Consider the following 23,864-nt stretch of genomic DNA (forward strand, 5'->3'; position numbering starts at 1 on the left):
TTGTATATATATACATCGTAGCATGGATAAATAATGGTTCTTAAAATTTTGAATAATAATGAAAGATTGCAAACAATATCAACTGTAAAAATGGTCATCTTTGGTCCTTATGGTATTGGTAAAACAAGTCTCCTAAAGACCGTAGATGAACCAACACTTTGCCTTGATTTTGAAGCAGGGCTTCTTGCTGTTCAAGATTGGCAAGGAGATTCAATTAGTCTTCGCACTTGGAATGAAGCTAGAGATATTGCTTGTCTTATAGGGGGGCCTAATCCTGCGCTGAAGTATGATCAAGCATATAGCCAAAGACACCATGAACATGTATCTGGTAAGTACAAAGATCTTTTCCCTGAGTTTTCTAAATACCGATGCATCTTTGTAGATAGTATAACCGTTGCTTCACGTTTATGTCTATTATGGGCAAAAATGCAACCTGAGGCTTTTTCTGAGAGATCGGGAAAACAGGACATGAGAGCTGCATATGGATTACTTGCTCAGGAAATGATGGCTTGGCTCAATCAATTTCAACACATCAGAGACAAAGACATCATCATAGTTGGCACTTTAGGTCAATATCTCGATGATTTCAATCGTCCAATTTGGCTACCTCAATGCGAAGGAACTAAAACTGCCAGTGAAATTCCTGGGATAGTTGACGAAGTAATCAGTATGGTTGGAATCAAGAAAGATGATGGAACGGAGAAGCGCTCTTTTGTTTGCCACACTTTAAACCCTTGGGGATACCCAGCTAAAGACCGCAGCGGACGCCTGAGTATGGTTGAAGAACCGCATTTAGGCAAGCTGCTTACAAAGATTAAAAGCAAGTTTTAAAATTTAAACATGGAGAGTGATATATGTTACAAAACCTATTAACTGATTTTAACACTGTAAAACCGCAAAGTAGATTGATACCAAAAGGTACAATAGTAAAGGTAAAAATGACAATCAAGCCTGGAGGTTATGAGCATTGGTTTACTAAAAGCCCCACTACCGGTAGCATTTATTTAAATACAGAATTTACCGTTATTGAAGGTCTATATGAAAAGCACAAGATTTACCAAATAATTGGTATTAAAAGTAATAAAGCAGAAGATACTTGGGGAGAAATGGGTCGCTCTATGCTTCGCAGTATCTTGGAATCGGCACGCGACATTCATCCACATGACAATTCAGAAAGTGCAATCCTTGCTCGTAAGCTAAATTCAATTGCAGAATTAAATGGGTTGGAGTTTACAGTAAAGGTAGGTGTTATAACTGATGAATATGGAGAGAAGAACAAAATTGCCTCGGTAATTACTCCAGAATATCGTAAAAATTACGAGATTGACAGGATTCCATTTTGAAGTACGACGAGGAAAAGCTTTGGTCTGCTGTCGTTACTAGAGGTATTCAGGATTCAGTAGGAAAAAACCCAAAGCTAAGAAAAGAAGCAATTCATTGGCTGAATTCAAAATCTTTTGAAACTGTTTGTGAGCTAGCTAATCTCAACTTTACACGTATGAAAAATATGTATGGGAATTTTATGTCTAAAAAGCAAGAAAAGATAAAAGCATTATTAATTGATAATATCAAGGAGTGTGTTTCTTACCTACTTCCAAATGGTGAGTTTTACCGAGAAAAAACTTATATTGGAGACTTAAATGGAAATACAATTACAGTTAAAATAGTAGGTAAGGAAGCTGGTGATTGGCGTAATTTTACCGAAGGAACTGGTGGTGATATTATTGATCTTTGGATTTTAATTAAGGGTGATATATATTCTGCTAGAAAGTGGCTCAATAAAAAATCAAAGAGTGGAGAAAAAAGAGAAGAAAAAATATTTTCTGTAAAGCAGTACTTGAGTGATCAATCACCAATACCAGAGGACATAATAGCTCCACGAATTCTCACTCCAGGTGGTCTTTTAGTCATTGGTGGTACTCCAAAGGTTGGCAAAAGTTATTTTCTTCTCTCTTTGCTTGCACATCTTGCAGCAGGAGTGTCGTTTCTTAAGATGAAGTCAGCAAGGCCACTAAAAATAGTCTATCTGCAAAATGAGATGGAGTACAATTATATCAGGGAACGCATACAACAAATCATAACTAATCAAAGGCTGCCAAATCTAGCAGAGGAAAACTTGATTGTTACTACAAAGATGAGATTAACTTTAAATGATGAAGGTATAGAGAGAATAAAAGATATCATAGGAGAAAAATTTAAAACGATAGATCTTATCGTTTTGGATTCTCTTGACTATGAAAATATGTTTTCTGGCCTGCAAAGCAGAGTAGAAAAACTACGTTCTGTAATTAATCCTATGGCTGGAATCATTATTACACGTCATACCAGAAAAGTATCCACAGCTACACTCGCAAAAAGTCCTTTTCAAGCTTTAATTGGTGCTAATGCTTTAAGAAGTTTTTATACATCTGGTATGGTAATGTTTCAACCAAATAAATGTGCAAATGTCTTGCAAGTAGTATATGAGCTAAGAAACGGTAAATCAATACCAGCAAAATTCATTAGCAGGGTAAATGGGCGTTGGCAGAATTCTAAAATTATAGCTACGGCTTAACTTGTCCGCAAAAAACGGATACTATGGTAGAGCTAAAGACTCAGCTTTTGCAAAATATCAGATCTTGTCTTTTTCATCTACTACCAAGAGGGACATTTCGTGGTGATAAGTTTTATGTAGGTGATGTACAGGGTAACAAAGGCAAAAGCACTGTAATAGAGTTAACAGGTGAAAGAGCTGGATTATGGAAAGATTTTGCAACAGGAGAAGGTGGTGACATTATTGACCTTTGGGCAACAGTACACGGGAAGAATGCAAAAACAGAGTTTCCTGAAGTAATGCTCTCAATAAGTGAATGGCTTGGCATCAAAGAAAAAAATAATATTAGAAATCTAGAACAATACCTGACTTGTAGTTGGAACTACTACGATGAAAGTAACCAATTGATTGTAATAGTCTACCGTTATGATCCTCCTTTAGAGAAAAAACAGTTTAAACCATTTGATGTTAAAAAACAAAGATTCAAAGAGCCAGAAATAAGGCCACTCTACAACATTCCAGGTATTTTAAAATCTGATAAGGTTGTTCTGGTTGAAGGAGAAAAATGCGCAGAAGCACTTATAGAGAAAGGAATAACTGCAACAACAGCAATGTTTGGAGCAAATGCGCCTATTGATAAAACAGATTGGACTCCGCTTAAGGGCAAGCATATTATTATTTGGCCAGACAACGATGAAGCAGGTAATAAATATACCAAAAACGCTGAAAAGAGACTTTTAGAACTTGGTGTTGCATCACTTGCTACGCTTAAGATTCCACCGAATAAACCAAAGAGTTGGGATGCTGCTGATTGTGTGTTAGAGGGAATAAATATTGAAGAATTTATCGAAAAAAACTCAAGAAAAATAATTATTAAACCACCACTTGATATTTTTAGCTGGAGCGTAGAGCGTTTTGTAGGCCCAGTACCAAAGCAAAGATTCTTGGTTGAAGGATTATTTCCTTTGGGTGTAACCTCCATTTTGGCTGCAATGGGAGATACAGGCAAAGGTATGCTACTTCTTGACCTAGCCCTCAAGGTTGCAGGTAGCATAGATCAGGTATGCGGATTTGGTCCACTTGTTACTGAACATGGATCTGTGGTGGTATTTTCTGCGGAGGATGATACAAATGAAATACATCGTCGCTTAGAACGACTTGATCCAAAATGCGAGAGATTGAAATATAAAGGTAGGCTATTTATTGTACCATTACCAAACATCGGAGGATCTCTTACCATACTTAAGAACGTTCGCGGTAAAGTTGTAGAAATATCTCCAGAATTTGAGTTGGTAATGAAGCAGCTGAGCAGGATAAAGGATTTAAAGCTCATTATATTTGATCCCCTTGCTTCTTTCATTCATGCAGATTTAAATGCTGATCCAGCAGTAGGGGATTATCTCATGTGTTTATTATCTGATTTAGCATGTAGCACTGGAGCTTCAATAATTACTGCACATCATATGAGAAAGCTGAAGGGAGAAAAGCCTATATCAACAGTAGAGCAAGCACGAGATGCTATTCGAGGCACTTCTGCTCTCGTAAATGGAGTCAGGTGTTCTTTTGCTTTTTGGCCTGTTGAAGATATGACTAAACCAATGATTTTTAGGTCAATTGGAAAAATCCCAAGACAAAATGCTTTATTTTATGGAGCTGTTGTTAAGGCAAATGGCCTGGCTGATCGTACTGTACGTACTTATCTGAGAAATGAAGAAACAGGGCTATTAGAAGACATCACTGAACAATTAAAAGCTCAAAATACTAGTGATAAGGATCTTAAAATATATCTTATTGATTCAATTGCGCGAGCTGCTATTTCAGGACATCCATTTACTCACACAGGAAGTGCAGGAATACATAAACAACGACATAGACTGCCTGAAGTTTTTCATAGTATGGGAAGGGATAGACTAGAGCGTATAGTTCAAGAGCTTTTACAAGCAAAGCAAATAGTTAAAGGAATGGCTAATGGTTCAAAAGAAGATAAATGGCTTGATGTAAAAACAGGACCATTTGCACGTGGAGTTGGAAAATTTACTCATGGAGCTGAAAATTTTTAAAATCAGGAAATTCTATTTTTTTATAGTCAAAGTAAAAGGGTTAATACGATAACCATGTGATGATCTTTGCCAACCAAGGGTTTGTATCACATCATCACGTTCAATACTTAATCCTAATCTCTCAGCAAGTGTAGTTTTGATTGTTCTTTGCATTTTATTTAATGGTTTTCTGATTTGATGTTCTAAATCTGCTTCTAAACTAAGTCCCAAGAGTTTTTCTAACTGATTAATATTGAGAAGTGTATGTTTTTCAGGTGGTAATTCTTTTTCACAGTCATGTAAAAATTGCTTGAACAATATTCGAAAAATATTAAGACATGACACAGCTTTTTTATTTATAACTTCAACGCTATTAACATATACCATACCTTTAACTACCTGTAACTCCAAAAGCTTTGTTGGTATAATTGGTTCAACACGTTTAAGCGAAATATATGAAGCTGGTAAAACTTGCAAAGAAGTATTTTCTACTACCTCTGGTACTCCTCTTTTAGCTGCTTCTTGAAATATCTCAGTTAAAGTCTTAAGCTGACAAAACAGTTCTACCATTCGCACTACATATAGGCTCAATAATAGATTCGGTATATCTTTTTTTAGAGTAATGAGAACTGTTGGATGGACTCTAAGTTTATCTATAGTTAGAAATATTGCATCAGTACAAAAATCAAGGATTATTAGATTTACAGTACGACCTTGATTACAAACATAATAAACTCCTTTTTCTACTTTTTCCCACATAAGTCTTGAATCATTCAACTTTGTTTCAAACCAGTCTATGATTTTCTCTGTATTTAAGTATATGGATAAGAGATGAAATCTCTGTTTTTGATAAGTGTTAGGCAAAATATGACGAGAACAGTTTTCACAAATAGCGTCATCACATGCTTCATCAAAGTCTGGATCAATGAAAATCTCATTGCTACAACTTGGATCAATTACATTTGGCCAATCAAGATAATCTTCTTCACAAGAGCAAACAATATAATACCTTTCTTGCATTTGTATCCATCCAAGATCAAATAAGTATCTTGCTGCTTTAATGTGATTTTGACTTGGATTAACCCAAGAACTATTTGAACTTAAAAGATCAGCAATTTGCTCGTGAAAGAATTTTAAGACCATAAGATTGTTCCATATGTTTCTTCAGGTCCTCTCTTTCTTTTTTATTGAGTGGATGCTCTGAATAATAAACTTCCCCACTTATTTTGAAAGAAAATGTTACCTTTTTGTTTTGGAACATTACTTTAGCTGATTGAATAGATTGTAGTATATTGCCAATAGATGGCTTTAAAATATGTAACTCTGGTGCAATAGAATCATACGGCTTTACACTTAAAGTAAGATATGTATTACTATTCTTAAAATAATCTGACTTAAAATTTAACTCAAATATACAAATATTAGGATCAGAACCCTCTATACATGCTTGAAGAAATTTAGTATCCGTTCAGGAGAGTGGTTTAAGAAACAATAGATAAGAGGTTTTGGAAAGGATTGAGACCCCTTTGTTTCCATGTTAAGTATAACGAAATTATCCGTTCAAGGAATGCATTTCCCCGCTTTGATTGTGTAAAATACGAATTTTTGCGGTAAACGACATAATGCCGTATCTGCTGTTCAGCATGGTTGTTTGTCAGCGGAATGTTTTTTGGGTCATCTAAAAAATTCCACATCATTCTTTCAGATTTCAAAATATTTTTCGCAACTCGAGAGGCTCCAATTGCTTCAGGTAAGTAGGATATTTCCTTCAAGTAATACCTTGTACGTTTTCGCAACTTTCTGGCACGTCTGGCAAATCTAAAAACATCTATCTCATTTTTTAGCAAAGCCTTTTTTAGTGCAAATAATTCAGTAGCTACATTTCTTAAGTAACAGCCAAGAACTTTGACTTCAATATTCCAACTATGCGCTAATCTTTCAAAATCCCTTGCTAAGTGTGCCCAGCAGATTTGCCTTTTTTCATCAGCAAAGTAATTGTATACTGCGTACCTGTCGGTTACCACTAAGCTATTATGATTGCAGCATGCGTTATTTTTTAAAACTTTCATTCCTCTTGACTCTGTCAACTTCACAAAACTTGCCGTATTGCTTGCAAACATCCAACACCAAGCGAGTTTACCTTTGTTATAATGGCTCGTTTCATCAATATGTAGAACTTTACTCCTACTTATCTCTTGTTCGATCTGCTCATACATTTTTTTGCATTTTGAAGCAACTCTATGTTCACTATTTGATATGCTAACGACGCTTATGTTCAAATTGAAGATATCATTTACGACACTCGCTATTTCGCGTTTTGAATTTTTGTAGAATCCGCTGAACGCTGCAATTATTGACTTAACCCTTGGACCAAATGTATCTGACGTAACACCTTCTGGTAACTTACTGCTTCTTCTTTTTCCGCATCTCCGGCAACGACCATGCTCCATCTGATATTCCACTACATAAGGCCTAATTTCCGGAAGATCAACTTTTTGATGAATGTACGGTCCATTGCATATTGCAATCCCTCCTCCGCATTCACAAGTAGATGACAACTTTACTTTTATCACCTCATCTGCATCCATTTTGGCGCGAAAACTTCCTTTATGACCAACCTGACCACCAACGTTTCTGTCGCTCTTTGGCTTGTCCTTTTTTATTTTGTACAACTCTCTAGAGCTTGGTAGAGATGAATTTTTCGAGTTTAAACCAAGCCTTTCCTTTAATTCAGCGTTCTCTATCTTTAAAGCCTTGTTCTCTGCTTTTAAACTTTCATTCTCCCTTTCCAGCTTTTCTATTTTTGCTTCTAACTTTTCTATTTTTTGCTGTAAATTTTTGCAAAGCTCTAAAAGGTTTACCACATTACCTCACTTTTGCTCTATGATTATCTTTTTAGATCACCTTGTCTACCTTATTCTGCCACTCCGCTGAACGGATACCTTTATTCATATAGGAGGGTTTATGTCTAGAATTCCTGATACTTGACTTTTATTTTTAAGTTAAAAAAACAATTGGCGCCTATGGTTTTCACATTAAATCATTTTAAATTGTTAAAGTTAATACGGCCTTTTTTTATTGGTATTTTTTTCATATTTTACATATCTGTTCAGCAAAGTGGCAAAAAAGACAAGTAAATGAGTATCATGAAAGTAGCTTACACGTAGCTGTAGGAATATTCATTTTTTAAGGTAAATTACACAGCAAATATTGTCATTCAAGTAGCTGACACTGTAATTCCAGCTTCTATAATGTCATGCCAGTGCTCGACACTGGCATCGAGCAAAATTTATCACAAACAAGACAACATTTTCAATTAAAAAATCAGTGTCTGGGTGCTAAGATGACACCTTCATAAGGGAGCCAGCATCAGCTACTTTCATGACACTCATTTAGTTGTCTTTTCTCGTTTACCTTATTTTGCCACTCTGCTGAACAGATATTAAAATAGCAAGCCTCAAGGTCAGAAGCCTGCTATTACTTACTGGTTACTTTACATCAATTTTCTTGATGTGTTTCTCTGATTTAGGTATGGTTACATGCAATACTCCATCTAAAAAGTTGGCAGATACCTTATCTTGCTCTACATTTGTTGGAAGTTGAATAGATCTATAGAAAGAACCATAGTACCTTTCTTTATGGTAAAACTGCTTATCTTTTGATTCATTATTACATGTTTTTTCACCCTTCACTATTAAGTTATCGCCAGATATACTAATGTCTATGCTTTCTTTAGGAATACCTGGTAACTCTAATGATAGGCAATAGCTTTCCTTTGTTTCATAAAAATCACAAACTGGTAGTAGACTACTGCCTCTTTTGGAAAGCTCTGGGTTCCATCCTGTAAAAAAGCTATCAAATATGTCATCAACGGCTCTTTGTAACCCTCTTACACTAAAATTATCACGATTATTGTTTTTATTTAAATGAACTATATTACTCATGTTGTACCTCCTTTTACTAATACATGCATTACATAATCACTCCACTTATTAATTTCAATCCTAAATCTAAAATTTTTTAGATGCGAAAAATTTTCCCCGTTTACTATAACTTGATTATGAGAAAAAATCTTGTTTGGATTACCACGAGTAGTTCTATAAACTAGATTAACTGTAAAAAAGGGCAAGTGTATGTAAATTTATTACTTCTCTTTCCACTTCCACAATCAAACAATTTTGAATGTTTCTTATTTGACTTGCCAATAATGAGAATTGGTATAACTGCTAGCTCCGTCTTTCAGCTATGGCATTAAACAATGACATGCATAAGATCTAATAATATGTATAATTTATAAATAATTTTTGAGGTAAATTGTGAAATTGGGCGTTAATATTGATCACGTTGCAACCCTTCGCAACGCACGTGGAGCTTCTTATCCAGATCCATTAAAAGCAGCAAAAATAGCTATTGATGCTGGAGCAGATTTTATCACCGTACACTTACGAGAAGACAGAAGGCATATCAGAGATGAGGATGTATTCAATCTAAAACAAAACATTAGCACTGAGTTAAATCTTGAAATCGCAGCTACGGAAGAAATGCTCAAAATAGCAAAAGAAGTAAAACCCTATTCGATTTGTATAGTACCAGAAAAAAGAGAAGAATTAACAACCGAAGGTGGTCTGAATATCGTGAATATGCACAGTAAACTTTCTGGTATAATAGAGGAAATGCATAGCTTTGACATAAAAGTCTCACTGTTTATCGATCCAAATATTAATCAACTAAAATATCTTGAGAAGCTAGAAAGAAAGCCTGACATAATAGAAATTCACACAGGGGATTACTGTGATAATCCATCAGAAGAAAAATTAAAACTTATTACTAACTCTGCAGAATACATTAATAAGCTAGGAATAGAATGCCACGCAGGGCATGGCATAAATTATAAACATGCTAAAAGAATAAAAGAGATACCTCACATCTCAGCTCTTAATATAGGCCATTCTTTAATCAGCGAGACTATATTTCATGGCTTACATAGTGTAACTAAAAAGATGAAAATGACAATATCTAAGTAGCTTATACTTTCTCTTTGGTATTTAAAGTACTTGAAAGAGCTTGACTTGCTTTAAACCTTACTCTTTTCTTTTCAGGAACGGTCATAATCTCACCATTTTGAGGATTACGGCATTGTCTTTCCTTACTTATAGCAGTAGAGAATGTCCCTATTCCATGCAAACGTATTTCACCTTTACGATTTAGATCGTTCTTGATTGTTTCCATAAAAATATCATGAAGCTTACCCAAACTAGCTTTTGTTATATCTATACCTTGACTAGAGCACTCTTGACTCAGTTGGTTTACTATATCTTCTTTACTCATAAATTACCTTAATATTGAAAAATTACATAAACAGCATATTATGCTAATGCCAATAGTCAACTAAATTCGTCATAAAAAGAGAAAATGTCATAAACCCTTGTAAGAACTTGTATAATATTTACAAAAAAATACCATTATGAAACAATTATCTCTTAGAAAACTGACATTTTTTCCGAGCTTTATGTTGACCATATTTCTTACGCTCAACAACACGTGAATCTCTAGTTAGGAATCCACCCTTACGTAATATAGAGTGTAGATCTTGACTTATACTACTTAAAGCTCTGCTTATTCCATGAGCTAAGGCACCTGCTTGGCCAGATAGTCCTCCACCTTTTACAGTTGCAAACACATCATACCTATCTAACATAGAAGTTACTATGAATGGCGCTTTAATCATTTGACACACTGATTCTCTTTTAAAATAAGAAATTAAATCATCTTTTTTATTAACAATAAATTTTCCACTTCCTGGCTTTATCCATACTCTTGCTAAAGATTCTTTCCTTCGACCTGTGGCATATGAACGACCAAGTGAGTCAATCATTGCCTTTTTTGGCTGATCATTATTATTTATTTTCACTTTTTGCTCCATTATTTCTTATTTTTACGATTTAAAGAGGCAAAATCTATTTTTTCAGGTTGCTGTCCTTGATGCTTATGTTCTGAACCAGAATAAACATACAAATTTTCAAACCGTCTACGTGCCATAGGACCATCATCAAGCATTCTTTTTACTGCCATTTTTATCACACGCTCAGGGAATTTGCCATTTAAAATATTATCTGGAGTAGTTTTCTTTAAACCACCAGAATAACCTGTATGCCTATAGTAGATTTTATCTTTAAGTTTCTTTCCGGTAAAATGTACCTTTTCTGCATTAACAATAATTACATTATCTCCACAATCCATATGAGGTGTGTATTCAGGCTTATGCTTTCCACGCAATAGCGCTGCTACAAACGCTGCAAGCCTTCCTACTACTAATCCTTCTGCATCTATAACAAGCCATTTTTTATCGACTTGTTTCTCTTTTAAGAAAAAAGTTTTCATATATCAATACATAACAGTAGATTATGATATACTAAGTTGCTTGATAGTGTCAACAACATTAGTTATTGATTATTAAAGTAATTTATGCTAATAACTTTAATAATATGCTAGAAAGCAAAATGTTTCGATTGATTATTATATTTGTAATCGCTTTTAGTGCTATAGATTGCTATGCAATCGATTTGGAAGAGGCTATAAGCAAAGCTATCAAAAATAGCTCAAAAATAAAGTCTCAATTTTACCAATATAAAAGCGCAGAAAAATATTATAAATCTTCTGGGTTAGCTGGATTTTTACCTGACATTAATTTACAATATAATTTCGATAGTAGTTTTAGCCTGGAAAACTCTGGAAAGCATCTAATATTAAGTCAAAGAATAATAGATGGTGGTGGCACCTTTGCTACATTCAGTCGATCAAGTAATCTTCTCAAAGCAGCAAAAATGCAATTTCAGCAGTCAAAACAAGAGCTTGCACTTAATGCTGTGAAAGCATATGTTAATGTTTTACAAAAGGTAGAAATATTAAAACTGAGAGAACATAGAGAACGCGTTTCTTTAGAACATTTGTCAGCTATGAAAAAACGCTTTTCCCTTGGAGAAGTTACTAATGCTGAAGTTTTGCTAGCAAAAGCAAAATTTTCGTCTTCTATATCCGAAAGAGTTGATGCTGAAGGTAAATTAAAATTGGCAAATATTGCTTATTATCATTTGATTGGCGAAGATGCTGATGAACTTTCTGAAGCTAATGATAAACTACCTTCTGTCCCAGAGCTAAATGAATGTTTACAATTAGCAAAAACCAATAATTTATCTCTAAAAGCAGCAGTTTATCAAAAAAGAGCAGCCGGAATGGAAGTGATCGCTGAAAGTTCCAAGTGGCTTCCTTCTTTAAATCTAAGAGCAAACAAAAATTTTGGGAAAGATGGTGTAAAATTAGACAAGCTATTAGAAAATGTTCATATAGTTTTTACTCTTGATGTTCCAATCTTTAAAAAAGGAGCGAATGCTTTTGGTGTCAGTAAAGCTAAAATGGATGCAAAAAAATCTACCTACGATTATTATGAAACGGTAAAAAATATAGAAGAAGCAGTTGTAAATGCTTGGAATAACGTGCTGACAGCAAAAGCTATTATTAAAGCAAGTCAAGAAGCGGAAAAAGCAGCAGCTTTAGCATTGGAAGGAGTTAAGCAAGAGGTAAACTTAAGTTTAAAGAGTACATCTGACCTTTTGGACACTGAAGATGCATTATTTAAAGCACGCTCCGATCTGGTTGGAGCAAAAAGCAATTATGTAATTAGTGTTTACAACTTGCTTTTTATGATAAATAGTATAAACCTTTAAATTTAATGGTATGAGCGATAATCAATCTGTAAAAGATATCCTAGAAGATATAAAAAAAGCTATATCGGGTAAAAATGCAAGTGTTGATAAAGCAGAAGTAATCGATGAAGATGATGATGTACTATGCCTTGAAGAGGAGTACCCAGAAGACATCGAAGAAAAAGAAAATAGTGAAGAAGAGAATGATTGTCAAAGTGAGAAAATGAATAACCAATTTAATAGTTACAACTCAGAAGAGAAAAATTTGTATGATAATATCCAAATGAGTAATAACAAAGTGAGCTATCAAGAACAAAGTAACGAGCATTTAGTTTTAAAAGAAAATATGGAGGAAATTAAAACATTGCTTGAAAAGATGCAAAGCGAACTACGGCATAAACAACAAAAAAGAGCGGATCTTACTGTTGAAGAATTAGTTGTATCTCTTTTAAAACCTCAGCTTTCAGAGTGGCTGAATAAGTATCTACATGCATTGGTAAAAGAAGTAGTTGAAAAAGAGCTCAAAGATATAATCAATAATAAGTAGGTTATTAGTATAAAGACCAGAGTAAAAACAGCTAGAGGTAGAAAGTTATCTTCAACAAGATGGCTACATCGCCATTTGAATGATCAGTATGTGCAAAAAACCAATAAGGACGGTTATAGATCGCGCTCGGCATATAAGTTAATAGAAATAGACGATAAATTTAAACTACTCCAACAAGGGCAAAAAATTATTGATCTTGGCGCTTTTCCTGGTGGATGGTCACAAGTTGCATCTAAGAAAGGAGCGAGTGTGATTGCTGTTGACATAAAACCAATAAACGCAATTAGTGGAGTAGAGTGTATACAGTGTGATATTATCAGCGAACTTGAAATTTTAAGAGAAAAATTCAAGGATCACAAATTTGATGTAATTTTATCTGATATGGCACCAGAATCTTGCGGTTTAAAATCGTTAGATCATATCAGAATTATGCTTTTATGCGAAGCAGCGCTCAATTTTGCAAAGCATTTTTTGAATCATGATGGCAAGTTCGTAGTAAAAATTTTTCAAGGAGAGTCTGATAAAGATTTCTGCAATGAGCTAAAAAAAATGTTTAAAACAGTAAGATACTTCAAACCAAAATCAAGTAGATCTGAATCTACAGAAATGTATTTGGTCAGCTTAGGCTTTATTGGTAGCAACTCTTCTATATAGAAGAGACTTACAGAAAAGTTGACGAATCTTATCCTATTAAACTGAAGATTAATAACGCTCGCACAAAAGCCCCTTTTTCTTGCTTGAGTGTTTATGATAGTTAATAAAATTCTTGACTTTATTACTTAAGTATATAATAATTAAAGTATATTATATAGGAGAGTTTGATATGTATTTAGAATTGTTGAAACAGATATTAAGTATAGTAAATCGTGCAAATGATTTGAATGGTAATAACATAGTTGAAAAAATAAAAGAGGAACTAAAAAAAAGAGACCTCCCTGCTTATCAAGATTGGGAGAAGAGAGATTTTAATATAAATTATGAATTTAGTAATAATGATTATTATAACAAAAAAGAATTAACATTATTACATGCAGCATTTATAGATAATCAAGAAAATGTAGTAAAAGTTCTATTAGCAGTAGACGGAATAAATGTTAATTTCCAATATCAATCTGACAAAACCCTTTTACATTTGGCTATTGAAAAAGGTGACGAAAATATAGTAAAAGCTCTATTAGCAGTAGACAGAATAAGTATTAATTTGAAAGATGTAGATGAAAAAGCTCCTTTACATTTGGCTATTGAAAAAGGTAATGAAAAAATAGTAGAAGCTCTATTAAATAAGGGGGCTCGTGTTGATTTGCAAGGTGAATATGAAAAAGCTCCTTTACATTTGGCTATTGAAAAAGGTAATGAAAATATAGTAAAAGCTCTATTAAATAAGGGGGCTGATGTTAATTTGCGAGATAAAAGTGAAAGCACTCCTTTACATTTGGCTATTAGAAAAGGTAATGAAAATATAGTAAACGCTCTATTAGCAGTAGAAGGTATAGATGTTAATTTGCGAGATAAAAGTGAAAGAACTCCTTTACATCTTGCTGCTGAGAAAGGCAAAATGGAGATAGTAGAGGCTATATTAGCTAAGGGGCCTAAAAATATTGATTTGCCAGATACATGTGGACGCACTCCTTTGTACGTTGCTGCTCGGGGACATCATAAAAAGATAGTAAGAGCTCTATTAAAAGCAGGTGCTGATCCTTTATTAGGTAATCGTGATAACAAAACTCTAGATAAAGAACTTACTGAAAAAGCAATTATGCTAGCAATAATCTCGGGTGTTGGTATATTTGTTATTGCATCTGTTGTAGCTGCGATAATAGTTACTTCTGCATATTTTATTGGTGTGTCATTATCAGTAGGTGCTATGGCTGGGATAGCTGTGGCTGCTGCTGTACTCACAGGACTTGTTGCTGGTGGTATTATATATGAAGTGTTGAAGCCTTGTGATGAGTTAAAGGAGGCTATTGCAAAAGAAATATCAAAGCTTAGTCAGAATAGTGCAGTGGACGATAGTAAGCCTGATTGTAGTCTAGAAAATCCTGGAACAAGCTTACTGGCACCATTAAAATGTTTTATAAATAATGTAAAAAGTTTTTGAGTTATTTAAGGAAGAAGTCTCTTCTTCCTTTTTTTTCCAATTTTTTATTTAGCAAGGTATCTAGATACCTTGCTTAACACCAAAACAGAATTAAGGTTTAAACATCCTAGGTGTATTAACATTCATTTTGAAGACAGCAAATGGTGTCATCCCAGCGCCCTCTTTCTGTATCCGTTCAGGAGAGTGGTTTAAGAAACAATAGATAAGAGGTTTTGGAAAGGATTGAGACCCCTTTGTTTCCATGTTAAGTATAACGAAATTATCCGTTCAAGGAATGCATTTCCCCGCTTTGATTGTGTAAAATACGAATTTTTGCGGTAAACGACATAATGCCGTATCTGCTGTTCAGCATGGTTGTTTGTCAGCGGAATGTTTTTTGGGTCATCTAAAAAATTCCACATCATTCTTTCAGATTTCAAAATATTTTTCGCAACTCGAGAGGCTCCAATTGCTTCAGGTAAGTAGGATATTTCCTTCAAGTAATACCTTGTACGTTTTCGCAACTTTCTGGCACGTCTGGCAAATCTAAAAACATCTATCTCATTTTTTAGCAAAGCCTTTTTTAGTGCAAATAATTCAGTAGCTACATTTCTTAAGTAACAGCCAAGAACTTTGACTTCAATATTCCAACTATGCGCTAATCTTTCAAAATCCCTTGCTAAGTGTGCCCAGCAGATTTGCCTTTTTTCATCAGCAAAGTAATTGTATACTGCGTACCTGTCGGTTACCACTAAGCTATTATGATTGCAGCATGCGTTATTTTTTAAAACTTTCATTCCTCTTGACTCTGTCAACTTCACAAAACTTGCCGTATTGCTTGCAAACATCCAACACCAAGCGAGTTTACCTTTGTTATAATGGCTCGTTTCATCAATATGTAGAACTTTACTCCTACTTATCTCTTGTTCGATCTGCTCATACATTTTTTTGCATTTTGAAGCAACTCTATGTTCACTATTTGATATGCTAACGACGCTTATGTTCAAATTGAAGATATCATTTACGACACTCGCTATTTCGCGTTTTGAATTTTTGTAGAATCCGCTGAACGCTGCAATTATTGACTTAACCCTTGGACCAAATGTATCTGACGTAACACCTTCTGGTAACTTACTGCTTCTTCTTTTTCCGCATCTCCGGCAACGACCATGCTCCATCTGATATTCCACTACATAAGGCCTAATTTCCGGAAGATCAACTTTTTGATGAATGTACGGTCCATTGCATATTGCAATCCCTCCTCCGCATTCACAAGTAGATGACAACTTTACTTTTATCACCTCATCTGCATCCATTTTGGCGCGAAAACTTCCTTTATGACCAACCTGACCACCAACGTTTCTGTCGCTCTTTGGCTTGTCCTTTTTTATTTTGTACAACTCTCTAGAGCTTGGTAGAGATGAATTTTTCGAGTTTAAACCAAGCCTTTCCTTTAATTCAGCGTTCTCTATCTTTAAAGCCTTGTTCTCTGCTTTTAAACTTTCATTCTCCCTTTCCAGCTTTTCTATTTTTGCTTCTAACTTTTCTATTTTTTGCTGTAAATTTTTGCAAAGCTCTAAAAGGTTTACCACATTACCTCACTTTTGCTCTATGATTATCTTTTTAGATCACCTTGTCTACCTTATTCTGCCACTCCGCTGAACGGATACCTCTTTCTTGTTATTCCAGTACTGGTATTCAGAAAACTGACCAGGTTGGTCACGCGCTGGCTCTCTAAAATTACTTTAGCTACAAATATTAAGAAATTTACTAAATAAAAAAAGACAAAAGAATCCCCGTATAGCTAGTTTTAATAATGTAAATTGATAATGTGCTAACAAGCGCGATTTGGCTGAATGTAGAAAAAATAAAAAAAGCCGCTATAATTTTATGTAATTTGCCAATAAATATCTGAGTTTTTTACTGAATTTTGTCGTTGAGCCCAAAAACAAGGATAAATACCTTTATCAGTATAATAAGGAAAGTGGGAAGGTTTGTCAAGTAATAAAACTAGAGGGCTCAAATGAAAGAAGGTAAACTCTAAAGTGTACGTTCAGTAGCACTTTCTATAAGAGAGATTGTATTATCTATTCCATAAAGCTTGATAAAAGATCCCATTCTAGGACCGGTTTTTTGGCCAAGCAGCGTTTCATATAGCAACTGAAACCAATCGCGTAAGTTATTGTAATTATGTTTTTTTCCGATGGAGAAAACCTGAGATTGAATCTCTTCAGCAGTGGCTGTAATAGGCAGGGAATGTAGGTTGCTCTTTAAATCTAGTAACGCTTCTTTCTCTTTTTCGTTTGAAGCTTTATACGCTTTTGTTGGCTTGATAAAGTCGTGATAATACCTCACTGCAAAATCCGAAAGCCTATCTAGCATTTTGTTGCTTTCTGGTGTAACGTTTGGTGCATAAGTTGATATAAAACCCCAAAGAATCTCTTTATTTTCAGCATTACAAGCTGCTGCCAGGTTTAAAAGTAACGAAAAATTTATGCCTGAAGTTTCTACGTTTGGAACTTTACCCTGGTGGATGTGCCATACAGGACTGTTTACATCCTTTTCTTTACTTTCATTATAACGCTTAACAAATTCCAAATATTCATCAGTTGATTTTGGTATCACATCAAAATATAAACGTTTAGCTTTTTTAGGACTCTGAAAGATGTATAACGCTAAACTCTCTGTGGGTGCATAAGTTAGCCACTCCTCAATTGAAATACCATTTCCTTTTGATTTTGATATCTTCTTTCCTTCTTTATCAAGAAATAACTCATAGCAAAACAAAAGCGGTGGCTTTTCTCCAAGTATTTTACATATTTGACTTGAAAGCACAGCAGATGGAGTCAAATCCTTTCCATGAGCTTCGTAATTAACTCCGAATGCAGCCCACCTCATCCCCCAATCAGGTTTCCATTGCAGTTTACATTTTCCTTTTGTCACTGGAACTTCTATTTTTTCCCCGTTTGGGTCTTCATACGTGATTGTTCCTTTATCTGTATTTGTTTCAATTACTGGAACTTGTAAAACTTGGGAAGTTTTTGGGCATATCGGCAAGAATGGACTGTAAGTCTGCTGCCTTTCTTCCCGAAATGATGGAAGCATTACTTCCATCACTTTATCATAATTTTTCAGCAGGAGTAAAAGTTTTTCATCGTAAACGCCAGATTTATAACACTCTGTTGCACTCCTAAATTCGTATTCAAATCCAAACAAATCAAGAAATTTACACAACAACGAATTCATGTGATGACCATAACTCTCATGAGTGCCAAATGGGTCAGGTATCATGGTTAATGGCTTGTTCAGATTCTCTCTTAGCATTTCCTGATTTGGTACATTATCTGGTATTTTTCGCAAACCATCCATATCGTCGGAAACTGCAATGATTTTGGTTTTTATACTAGGAGCTATTTTTTTTAGAGCGTTTGCAATAACTGTGGTACGAAAAACTTCCCCAAAAGTACCAATATGTGGTAAACCCGAGGGACCATAACCAGTCTCAAATATTATCTCTTTTTTATTAGGGAATTCTTGTAGTATTTTTTCTGCTTCTTGAAATGGCCAGCTTATAATCATTGAATTTAAATTAATTATCTTACCTAAAGTGCTATTCATTTCAATAGATTTTTAATTAATGATGTAGTATTAGTGTTAGAGCTCTTATTAGAAGGTTAAAGATATGTCTACTGGCAGCATACAAACGAATCAATTATTTAAAGGTCTTACAAGACCTGCAATGCTCTTTGGTGTGAGTTATATGTTTGCAATATTAAACGTTCTAATTTGCATGCTAATTTTCATTAATACAAATGATCTTAGAGTAATTCTCCTGATGTTACCAGGTATACATGGACTTGGCTATATAGCTTCTGCAAAGGAACCGTTGTTTATTGAGTTATTTATGGTAAAGTTGGGAAAATGTTCCAAATGTTTAAATCGGTTTTATCATGGAGCCAATTCTTATGACATTACTTGATGTTATGCAATGTTGAGATTTAGAGCTATTCAATCAAAGAATAAATCTATTCTAAGTAGAGAGGTTCACGCTGCCGAATTTATACCTTATTCTTGCTATTGGAATAGTACAACCTTGATAACAAAGCAGAATTGGTTAGTTAAATTTATAAAATTAAATGGCTTTGCGTTTGAAACGGCCGATGATGAAGACTTGGTGATACAAAATAATATCAGAAATCAGATGCTAAGAAGCATTTCATCTCCAGCATTTAGTTTGTACTTTCATACCATCAGGCGTAAGAAGAATATCTTTTCTGATGAATTTGCAAACCAGAGTTTACCAAATTTTTTTGCTAACCATGTAAATCTAAAATGGAGAGAAAAACACGCAACTAGGCAATCTTTTATTAATGATTTATACATTACGATTATTCGTAGGGCAGATACAAAGGGAGTAGAATTTTTATCACATCTACTGAAAAAATTTGGGCATGTAACTTCAAAACATGCTTGGGAAAGTGATATGCGTGATACCTATGAAGATTTAGAGGAAACGACAAATCGTATAGTAACAAGCCTTAGGAATTATTCGCCTAAAGTCCTTGGAGTAAAAGAAACTCCAAACGGGCTGTTTTGTGAAATAATGGAGTTTCTGTCTAGAATTGTAAATTGTGGCTTTGTTACAAATACGCTTTTTCCACTAAAAACTGAAATATCAAGATACTTACCAGTTCATAGGTTATTTTTTGGCCATAAGATGATACAGGTTGTGACTCATAATGAAAGTAAATATGCTGGAATAGTTAGTATCAAAGAATATGGAAATAATACTTCCGCAGGAATGCTTGATTCTTTTTTACAACTTCCTTATGAATTTATTATCACGCAGTCTTTTCAATTTACAAATAGGCAAATGGCAATTGCGAAAATGCAGATACAGCAAAATCGTATGATACAATCTGCAGATAAAGCTATTTCTCAAATAGCAGAAATTTCTCATGCGCTTGATGATGCAATGAGTGGTAAAATTGCGTTTGGTGAACACCATTTAACTATCTTATGTATAGAAAAAAGCCCTAAATCATTGGACAATGCTTTATCATTGGTTGAATCGGAGCTTTCTAATTGTGGTGTTTATCCTGTTCGTGAGAGGGTTAATCTAGAACCAGCATTTTGGGCGCAAATTCCTGGTAATTTTGATTATATAGTAAGAAAAGGTACAATAAGTAGTCTTAATTTGGCCGGTTTTGCATCTCAACATAATTATCCTACTGGTAAAAAATTCAATAACCACTGGGGAGATGCTGTTACAGTTTTTGATACAACATCTGGCACTCCATTTTTCTTCAACTTTCATATAAGGGATGTTGGACATACTATGATAATTGGGCCAACAGGTGCTGGCAAAACTGTTTTAATGAATTTTTTATGTGCTCAAGCAATGAAATTTTCTCCAAGAATATTCTTTTTTGATAAAGATCGCGGTGCAGAAATTTTTTTAAGAGCACTTGGTGGTATCTATACTATAATAGAACCAAGAACTAAGACAAATTTTAATCCTCTGCAACTTGACGATACTCCTGATAATAAAACATTTTTGATGGAATGGATAAAATCTTTAATTTTAGTGTACAACGATAAATTCACTTCAGAAGATATTGCTAGAATTAATGATGCAATTGAGGGAAATTTTAAATTAAAAAAAGAAGACAGATTTTTGAGAAATCTTGTACCATTTTTAGGACTTGCGGGCCCTGATACTCTAGCTGGAGCAATATCTATGTGGCATGATGATGGCTCTCATGCTGCAATATTTGACAATAAAGAAGATTTGCTAGATTTTTCAAAAGCAAGAGTGTTTGGCTTTGAAATGGCTAGCTTGCTAAAAGATCCTGTTGCTCTTGGGCCGGTCTTGATTTATTTGTTTCATAGGATTAGTATATCGCTTGATGGCACTCCATCTATTATTGTTCTTGATGAAGCATGGGCGTTAATAGATAATCCAGTTTTTGCACCTAAGATAAAAGACTGGTTGAAAGTGCTGAGAAAGTTAAATGCTTTTGTAGTTTTTGCTACTCAGAGTGTTGAAGATGCAAGTAAAAGTGCTATTAGTGATACGCTTGTACAGCAGACAGCAACACAAATTTTTTTGCCAAATCTGAAAGCTACTAGTGTCTATCGAGATGTTTTTATGTTAACTGAACGTGAGTACATACTGATCAAACACACAGATCCAAGTACTAGATTCTTTTTAGTAAAGCAGGGAGTTAATGCTGTAGTAGCTAGAATAGATCTGAAAGATTTGGATGATGTGGTCAACGTGTTATCTGGACGTGCGGAAAGTGTTCTATTGTTATATGATATACTGAAAGAAGTCGGAGATGATCCAAAGATGTGGTTGCCTGTGTTTTATCAAAAGGTGAAAAATGTTTAAAACTAAACTGTCATTACTTTTAGTTGCGATATTTTTGTTAAATATAGATTTTTTGCTCTCGTATCCAGTGTTTGCAGATACAGTAAGTGGTACTGACAAAACGGAATTTGTTAGCAGATTTAATTCTACTGGTAGCTTTAGCCGTGCCTCTAATCCTGACTGTAAGGCGTTTGAAACATCTGCAGCAGTTGCTGGGATAGCAATTGCTATTGGTGCAATATTTACTGGTATTGTTTTGATTGTCTCTTCTGCTGGTTTATTTACTGCTCTTGTTATCGTTGGAATGATAGCTGCAATTGTTGGAGTCTGGAAGGCAGTTGGGGGACTTATTGTTTGTCAGCATAGTTTTGTTAGGCATCCAGTTGCATACGATAATGATGGGAGATATAAAAATTTTAAACTAAAAGATACAGGTTATAGTGGTGATACAGATAAAAATTATCGAACAGAAGATGAATATTTTTCTGCATTACAGAAAAGATCAGGAAAAGATGGAAAACAAACAGAGAAAGATATTTTAAACTTTACTGATTGGGATGTTGTGAATGTTGATAGGGAACACTACTACTGGCCAAAAAACGGTGTGCAATACAGTGAATATATAGAAATATGTCATCGAAATCCTTTAACTTTTGGTAATCTTTTTAACAAGAAAGACTTTGATTCCAGAGAAAAACCTGGATACATAGACTTTGATGTAAGGGAAAAAGATACTGGATATGTAGATGGGTCATGGTCCCCGACGGTCGATGGTGAGCTGAAATGTAAAGTTCTCAAAGCAGGACAGAGCGAAGACATATATGGATCAACGTTCAGGGCAGTGAGAAAAATGGGTAGGTTATGTGTGGAATTGGCTGAAGTTAGGGCAGCTGGAACTGCTTGGCCGCAAGGAATTGATATAGGATGCACGGAATTACCACCTGATCCGATTGCTCCTATGTGTGAACAATCTGTGATATTATTCAAAAATAAAGATGGTACAGGTGGTGAAGAAAGGAGTTTTATCAACAGGGATGACGATTATAAAACTCTTATCAGGAAAAAAGAAAAAGAAGGAAAAATTTTTGTAGGTTATGACAATAAAAGCTGTTTTAGCTCGTATGTCTCTGAAGCTTGCTACAATCAAGCGGGAAGTAAGTCATTATCTCCTATTCCTATAACTTCTATGATAGTGCAATGCATTAAGGAATCGTTAGATAATTTAGTGGCAGGTATTGATTCAAGTGGTAACTTACTTACAGACAAAAATGGACATGCTAAGGGTAGTTTTTTGTCTGTAGCACAAAAAAGACTGAAGAACACTGTTACTGCTATCTTAATTTTAGCTTTGATATTGTTCTCTATAAAAGCCATGTCTGGTGGAATGCGTAGTCCACAAGAAATGTACATGTTGATCATTAAATTCGCTTTAGTGATTTACTTTACGACAGGTAGCACTATGTCTCATTATTACGGGGAATTAACAAAACTTTCGAACGGCTTATCAGAAATAGTGCTTAAAGCTTCATCTGAGAGTAAAAATATATGTAATTATGAGGCAGGTAAAGATTATGAATACGATCGTGCAGGGCAGAAGGTATCCTACAGTTATCTTGCACCTTGGGATAGGCTTGATTGCAGAATTTTATTTTATTTAGGTGCCCCTTTAGATGGAATTGGTGGCAAAATTGGTACTGGAGGTGTTGCAACGTTAGCGGTTTTGCTTGGCGCTGCTCCTGTCTTGTTAGTTGCAGGTTCGGTGATTGGTATTATTTTCGCTGGTGGACAAATTTTAGTAGCTCTTGTCTGTATATTTATGGCCATTTTGCTGATGATGGTTATTTTGTGGATGTGCTATGTATTTATTTTATCTCTAGTTGCTTTAAGTGTAATTGTTATTCTATCACCTTTGTTTATTCCTATGGTTTTATTCCAACACACCAAAGGATATTTTGACGGCTGGGTGAAAGAGTTGATTACCTATAGCTTATACCCGGTTATCCTTTTTGCGTTTTTATCCTTTATGTTCATAGCATGTGATAAAATCTATTTTAAAAATTTAAATTTTAAACTGGACGAGTCATATAAAAATGAACAACCAGACAAGTCATATGAAAAGAAACAAGCAGAAATCTCATATAGTAAGAAAAAACAGTGGTTTAAATTGAAAGATGGGGAATGTGATAAAAATGAAACTACTCTCGCATGTATGATGCAAAATTATAGCTTTAAAAAGAGCAGCATACTTGGTCTATTCGACTTTACATACATGGAGTTTGGCAGCTCTCTAATCGGAGAATTATTAAAATTGTGTTTAGTATTATTCCTCTTTTACCACTTTTTAAACGTTCTTCCCGGCATGGCTGCTGAGCTTGCTGGTAATCACAGGGCAGCACTTGGTTCAGGTAGCACTCCTGCACAAATGGTGAATAAAGCTTTATCTGCTGCCAAAGCTGCTGCTGGAGGTGCTGGTCAAGTTGCTGCTGCGGCTGTAAATAAGGCAAGAGGGGCTATTGGAGGAGGTGGAGATGATAATAAGGGATCGGGATCTTCTTCTAGTGAATCTATAAAACCAGGTGGAGAGTGAGCGCA

Annotated in this window: 20 protein-coding genes; 12 read left to right on the plus strand and 8 right to left on the minus strand. The window is 34.7% G+C overall.

Annotation, left to right across the window (positions count from 1 at the left end):
- The first annotated feature begins 33 nt into the window (after nt 1-33).
- The 4 genes from ONG75_RS03670 to ONG75_RS03685 are packed head-to-tail and all read left to right on the plus strand — an operon-like array spanning nt 34 to nt 4,593.
- Entirely contained in the window at nt 34-831 is a 798-nt protein-coding gene (locus ONG75_RS03670) for an ATP-binding protein (RefSeq protein WP_264375551.1), read from the plus strand.
- 23 nt (nt 832-854) lie between these two features.
- The gene (locus tag ONG75_RS03675; protein WP_264375552.1) at nt 855-1,343 is read left to right on the plus strand and encodes a hypothetical protein; all 489 of its coding nucleotides are present in this window, start codon (nt 855-857) and stop codon (nt 1,341-1,343) included.
- Nucleotides 1,340-2,554: an AAA family ATPase gene (locus ONG75_RS03680; protein ID WP_264375808.1), complete on the plus strand. Its 1,215-nt coding sequence runs from the start codon at nt 1,340-1,342 to the stop codon at nt 2,552-2,554. Before ONG75_RS03675 ends, ONG75_RS03680 begins: the two co-directional genes overlap by 4 nt.
- Nucleotides 2,555-2,577: 23 nt before the next feature.
- Complete coding sequence (locus ONG75_RS03685; RefSeq protein WP_264375809.1) at nt 2,578-4,593, plus strand: AAA family ATPase; 2,016 nt, start codon at nt 2,578-2,580, stop codon at nt 4,591-4,593.
- Nucleotides 4,594-4,605: 12 nt separating this feature from the next.
- Here the strand turns inward: ONG75_RS03685 and ONG75_RS03690 are convergent, their stop codons facing one another.
- The 3 genes from ONG75_RS03690 to ONG75_RS03700 all read right to left on the minus strand — a co-directional run bounded on the left by ONG75_RS03690 (nt 4,606) and on the right by ONG75_RS03700 (nt 8,516).
- Complete coding sequence (locus tag ONG75_RS03690) at nt 4,606-5,715, minus strand: hypothetical protein (protein ID WP_264375557.1); 1,110 nt, start codon at nt 5,713-5,715, stop codon at nt 4,606-4,608.
- 338 nt (nt 5,716-6,053) lie between these two features.
- On the minus strand, nt 6,054-7,436 hold the full coding sequence (gene tnpC / locus ONG75_RS03695) for an IS66 family transposase (RefSeq protein WP_264375454.1): 1,383 nt from the start codon (nt 7,434-7,436) through the stop codon (nt 6,054-6,056).
- Nucleotides 7,437-8,060: 624 nt separating this feature from the next.
- The gene (locus tag ONG75_RS03700) at nt 8,061-8,516 is read right to left on the minus strand and encodes an Hsp20/alpha crystallin family protein (RefSeq protein ID WP_017532141.1); all 456 of its coding nucleotides are present in this window, start codon (nt 8,514-8,516) and stop codon (nt 8,061-8,063) included.
- Between the two features lie 372 nt (nt 8,517-8,888).
- Here ONG75_RS03700 and ONG75_RS03705 point away from each other — a divergent pair, with 372 nt between their 5' ends.
- Complete coding sequence (locus ONG75_RS03705) at nt 8,889-9,596, plus strand: pyridoxine 5'-phosphate synthase (RefSeq protein ID WP_264375810.1); 708 nt, start codon at nt 8,889-8,891, stop codon at nt 9,594-9,596.
- 1 nt (nt 9,597) lies between these two features.
- Here the strand turns inward: ONG75_RS03705 and ONG75_RS03710 are convergent, their stop codons facing one another.
- From ONG75_RS03710 to rplM, 3 genes are all read right to left on the minus strand, one after another.
- Complete coding sequence (locus ONG75_RS03710) at nt 9,598-9,900, minus strand: HU family DNA-binding protein (RefSeq protein ID WP_019236673.1); 303 nt, start codon at nt 9,898-9,900, stop codon at nt 9,598-9,600.
- Nucleotides 9,901-10,045: 145 nt separating this feature from the next.
- Nucleotides 10,046-10,495 carry a 30S ribosomal protein S9 gene (gene rpsI / locus ONG75_RS03715; RefSeq protein WP_264375811.1) on the minus strand — a complete coding sequence of 150 codons (450 nt, stop codon included), beginning with the start codon at nt 10,493-10,495 and terminating at the stop codon, nt 10,046-10,048.
- Nucleotides 10,495-10,953, minus strand: a complete 459-nt coding sequence (gene rplM, locus ONG75_RS03720) for a 50S ribosomal protein L13 (RefSeq protein ID WP_006014941.1) — start codon at nt 10,951-10,953, stop codon at nt 10,495-10,497. The genes rpsI and rplM overlap by 1 nt, the downstream gene beginning before the upstream one ends.
- A gap of 119 nt (nt 10,954-11,072) precedes the next feature.
- Here rplM and ONG75_RS03725 point away from each other — a divergent pair, with 119 nt between their 5' ends.
- The 4 genes from ONG75_RS03725 (at nt 11,073) to ONG75_RS03740 (ending at nt 14,920) form a co-directional block, all read left to right on the plus strand.
- The gene (locus tag ONG75_RS03725; protein WP_264375843.1) at nt 11,073-12,296 is read left to right on the plus strand and encodes a TolC family protein; all 1,224 of its coding nucleotides are present in this window, start codon (nt 11,073-11,075) and stop codon (nt 12,294-12,296) included.
- A gap of 10 nt (nt 12,297-12,306) precedes the next feature.
- A complete protein-coding gene (locus ONG75_RS03730) occupies nt 12,307-12,822 on the plus strand; it encodes a PopZ family protein (RefSeq protein ID WP_010402496.1) in 516 nt (171 codons plus the stop codon).
- A 75-nt stretch (nt 12,823-12,897) separates the two neighbouring features.
- A complete protein-coding gene (locus ONG75_RS03735) occupies nt 12,898-13,476 on the plus strand; it encodes an RlmE family RNA methyltransferase (protein ID WP_064085440.1) in 579 nt (192 codons plus the stop codon).
- A gap of 169 nt (nt 13,477-13,645) precedes the next feature.
- Nucleotides 13,646-14,920, plus strand: a complete 1,275-nt coding sequence (locus tag ONG75_RS03740; RefSeq protein ID WP_264375812.1) for an ankyrin repeat domain-containing protein — start codon at nt 13,646-13,648, stop codon at nt 14,918-14,920.
- 188 nt (nt 14,921-15,108) lie between these two features.
- Here ONG75_RS03740 and tnpC (ONG75_RS03745) read toward each other — a convergent pair whose 3' ends face one another.
- Both tnpC (ONG75_RS03745) and ONG75_RS03750 read right to left on the minus strand, forming a co-directional pair.
- The gene (tnpC, locus tag ONG75_RS03745; protein WP_264375454.1) at nt 15,109-16,491 is read right to left on the minus strand and encodes an IS66 family transposase; all 1,383 of its coding nucleotides are present in this window, start codon (nt 16,489-16,491) and stop codon (nt 15,109-15,111) included.
- Nucleotides 16,492-16,939: 448 nt separating this feature from the next.
- Nucleotides 16,940-18,517, minus strand: coding sequence for a lysine--tRNA ligase (locus ONG75_RS03750; protein ID WP_264375813.1), 1,578 nt, complete (start codon nt 18,515-18,517; stop codon nt 16,940-16,942).
- A gap of 64 nt (nt 18,518-18,581) precedes the next feature.
- Here ONG75_RS03750 and ONG75_RS03755 point away from each other — a divergent pair, with 64 nt between their 5' ends.
- The 3 genes from ONG75_RS03755 to ONG75_RS03765 are packed head-to-tail and all read left to right on the plus strand — an operon-like array spanning nt 18,582 to nt 23,859.
- Nucleotides 18,582-18,878 carry a type IV secretion system protein VirB3 gene (locus ONG75_RS03755; RefSeq protein ID WP_006015054.1) on the plus strand — a complete coding sequence of 99 codons (297 nt, stop codon included), beginning with the start codon at nt 18,582-18,584 and terminating at the stop codon, nt 18,876-18,878.
- A 9-nt stretch (nt 18,879-18,887) separates the two neighbouring features.
- Nucleotides 18,888-21,293 (plus strand): VirB4 family type IV secretion/conjugal transfer ATPase, encoded by a 2,406-nt coding sequence (locus ONG75_RS03760; RefSeq protein ID WP_010402460.1) that lies wholly within the window; start codon nt 18,888-18,890, stop codon nt 21,291-21,293.
- Nucleotides 21,286-23,859: a TrbL/VirB6 family protein gene (locus ONG75_RS03765; protein WP_264375814.1), complete on the plus strand. Its 2,574-nt coding sequence runs from the start codon at nt 21,286-21,288 to the stop codon at nt 23,857-23,859. Before ONG75_RS03760 ends, ONG75_RS03765 begins: the two co-directional genes overlap by 8 nt.
- Nucleotides 23,860-23,864: the final 5 nt, after the last annotated feature.

This window comes from Wolbachia endosymbiont (group B) of Sphaerophoria taeniata, from assembly GCF_947179355.1.
Taxonomy (GTDB): domain Bacteria; phylum Pseudomonadota; class Alphaproteobacteria; order Rickettsiales; family Anaplasmataceae; genus Wolbachia.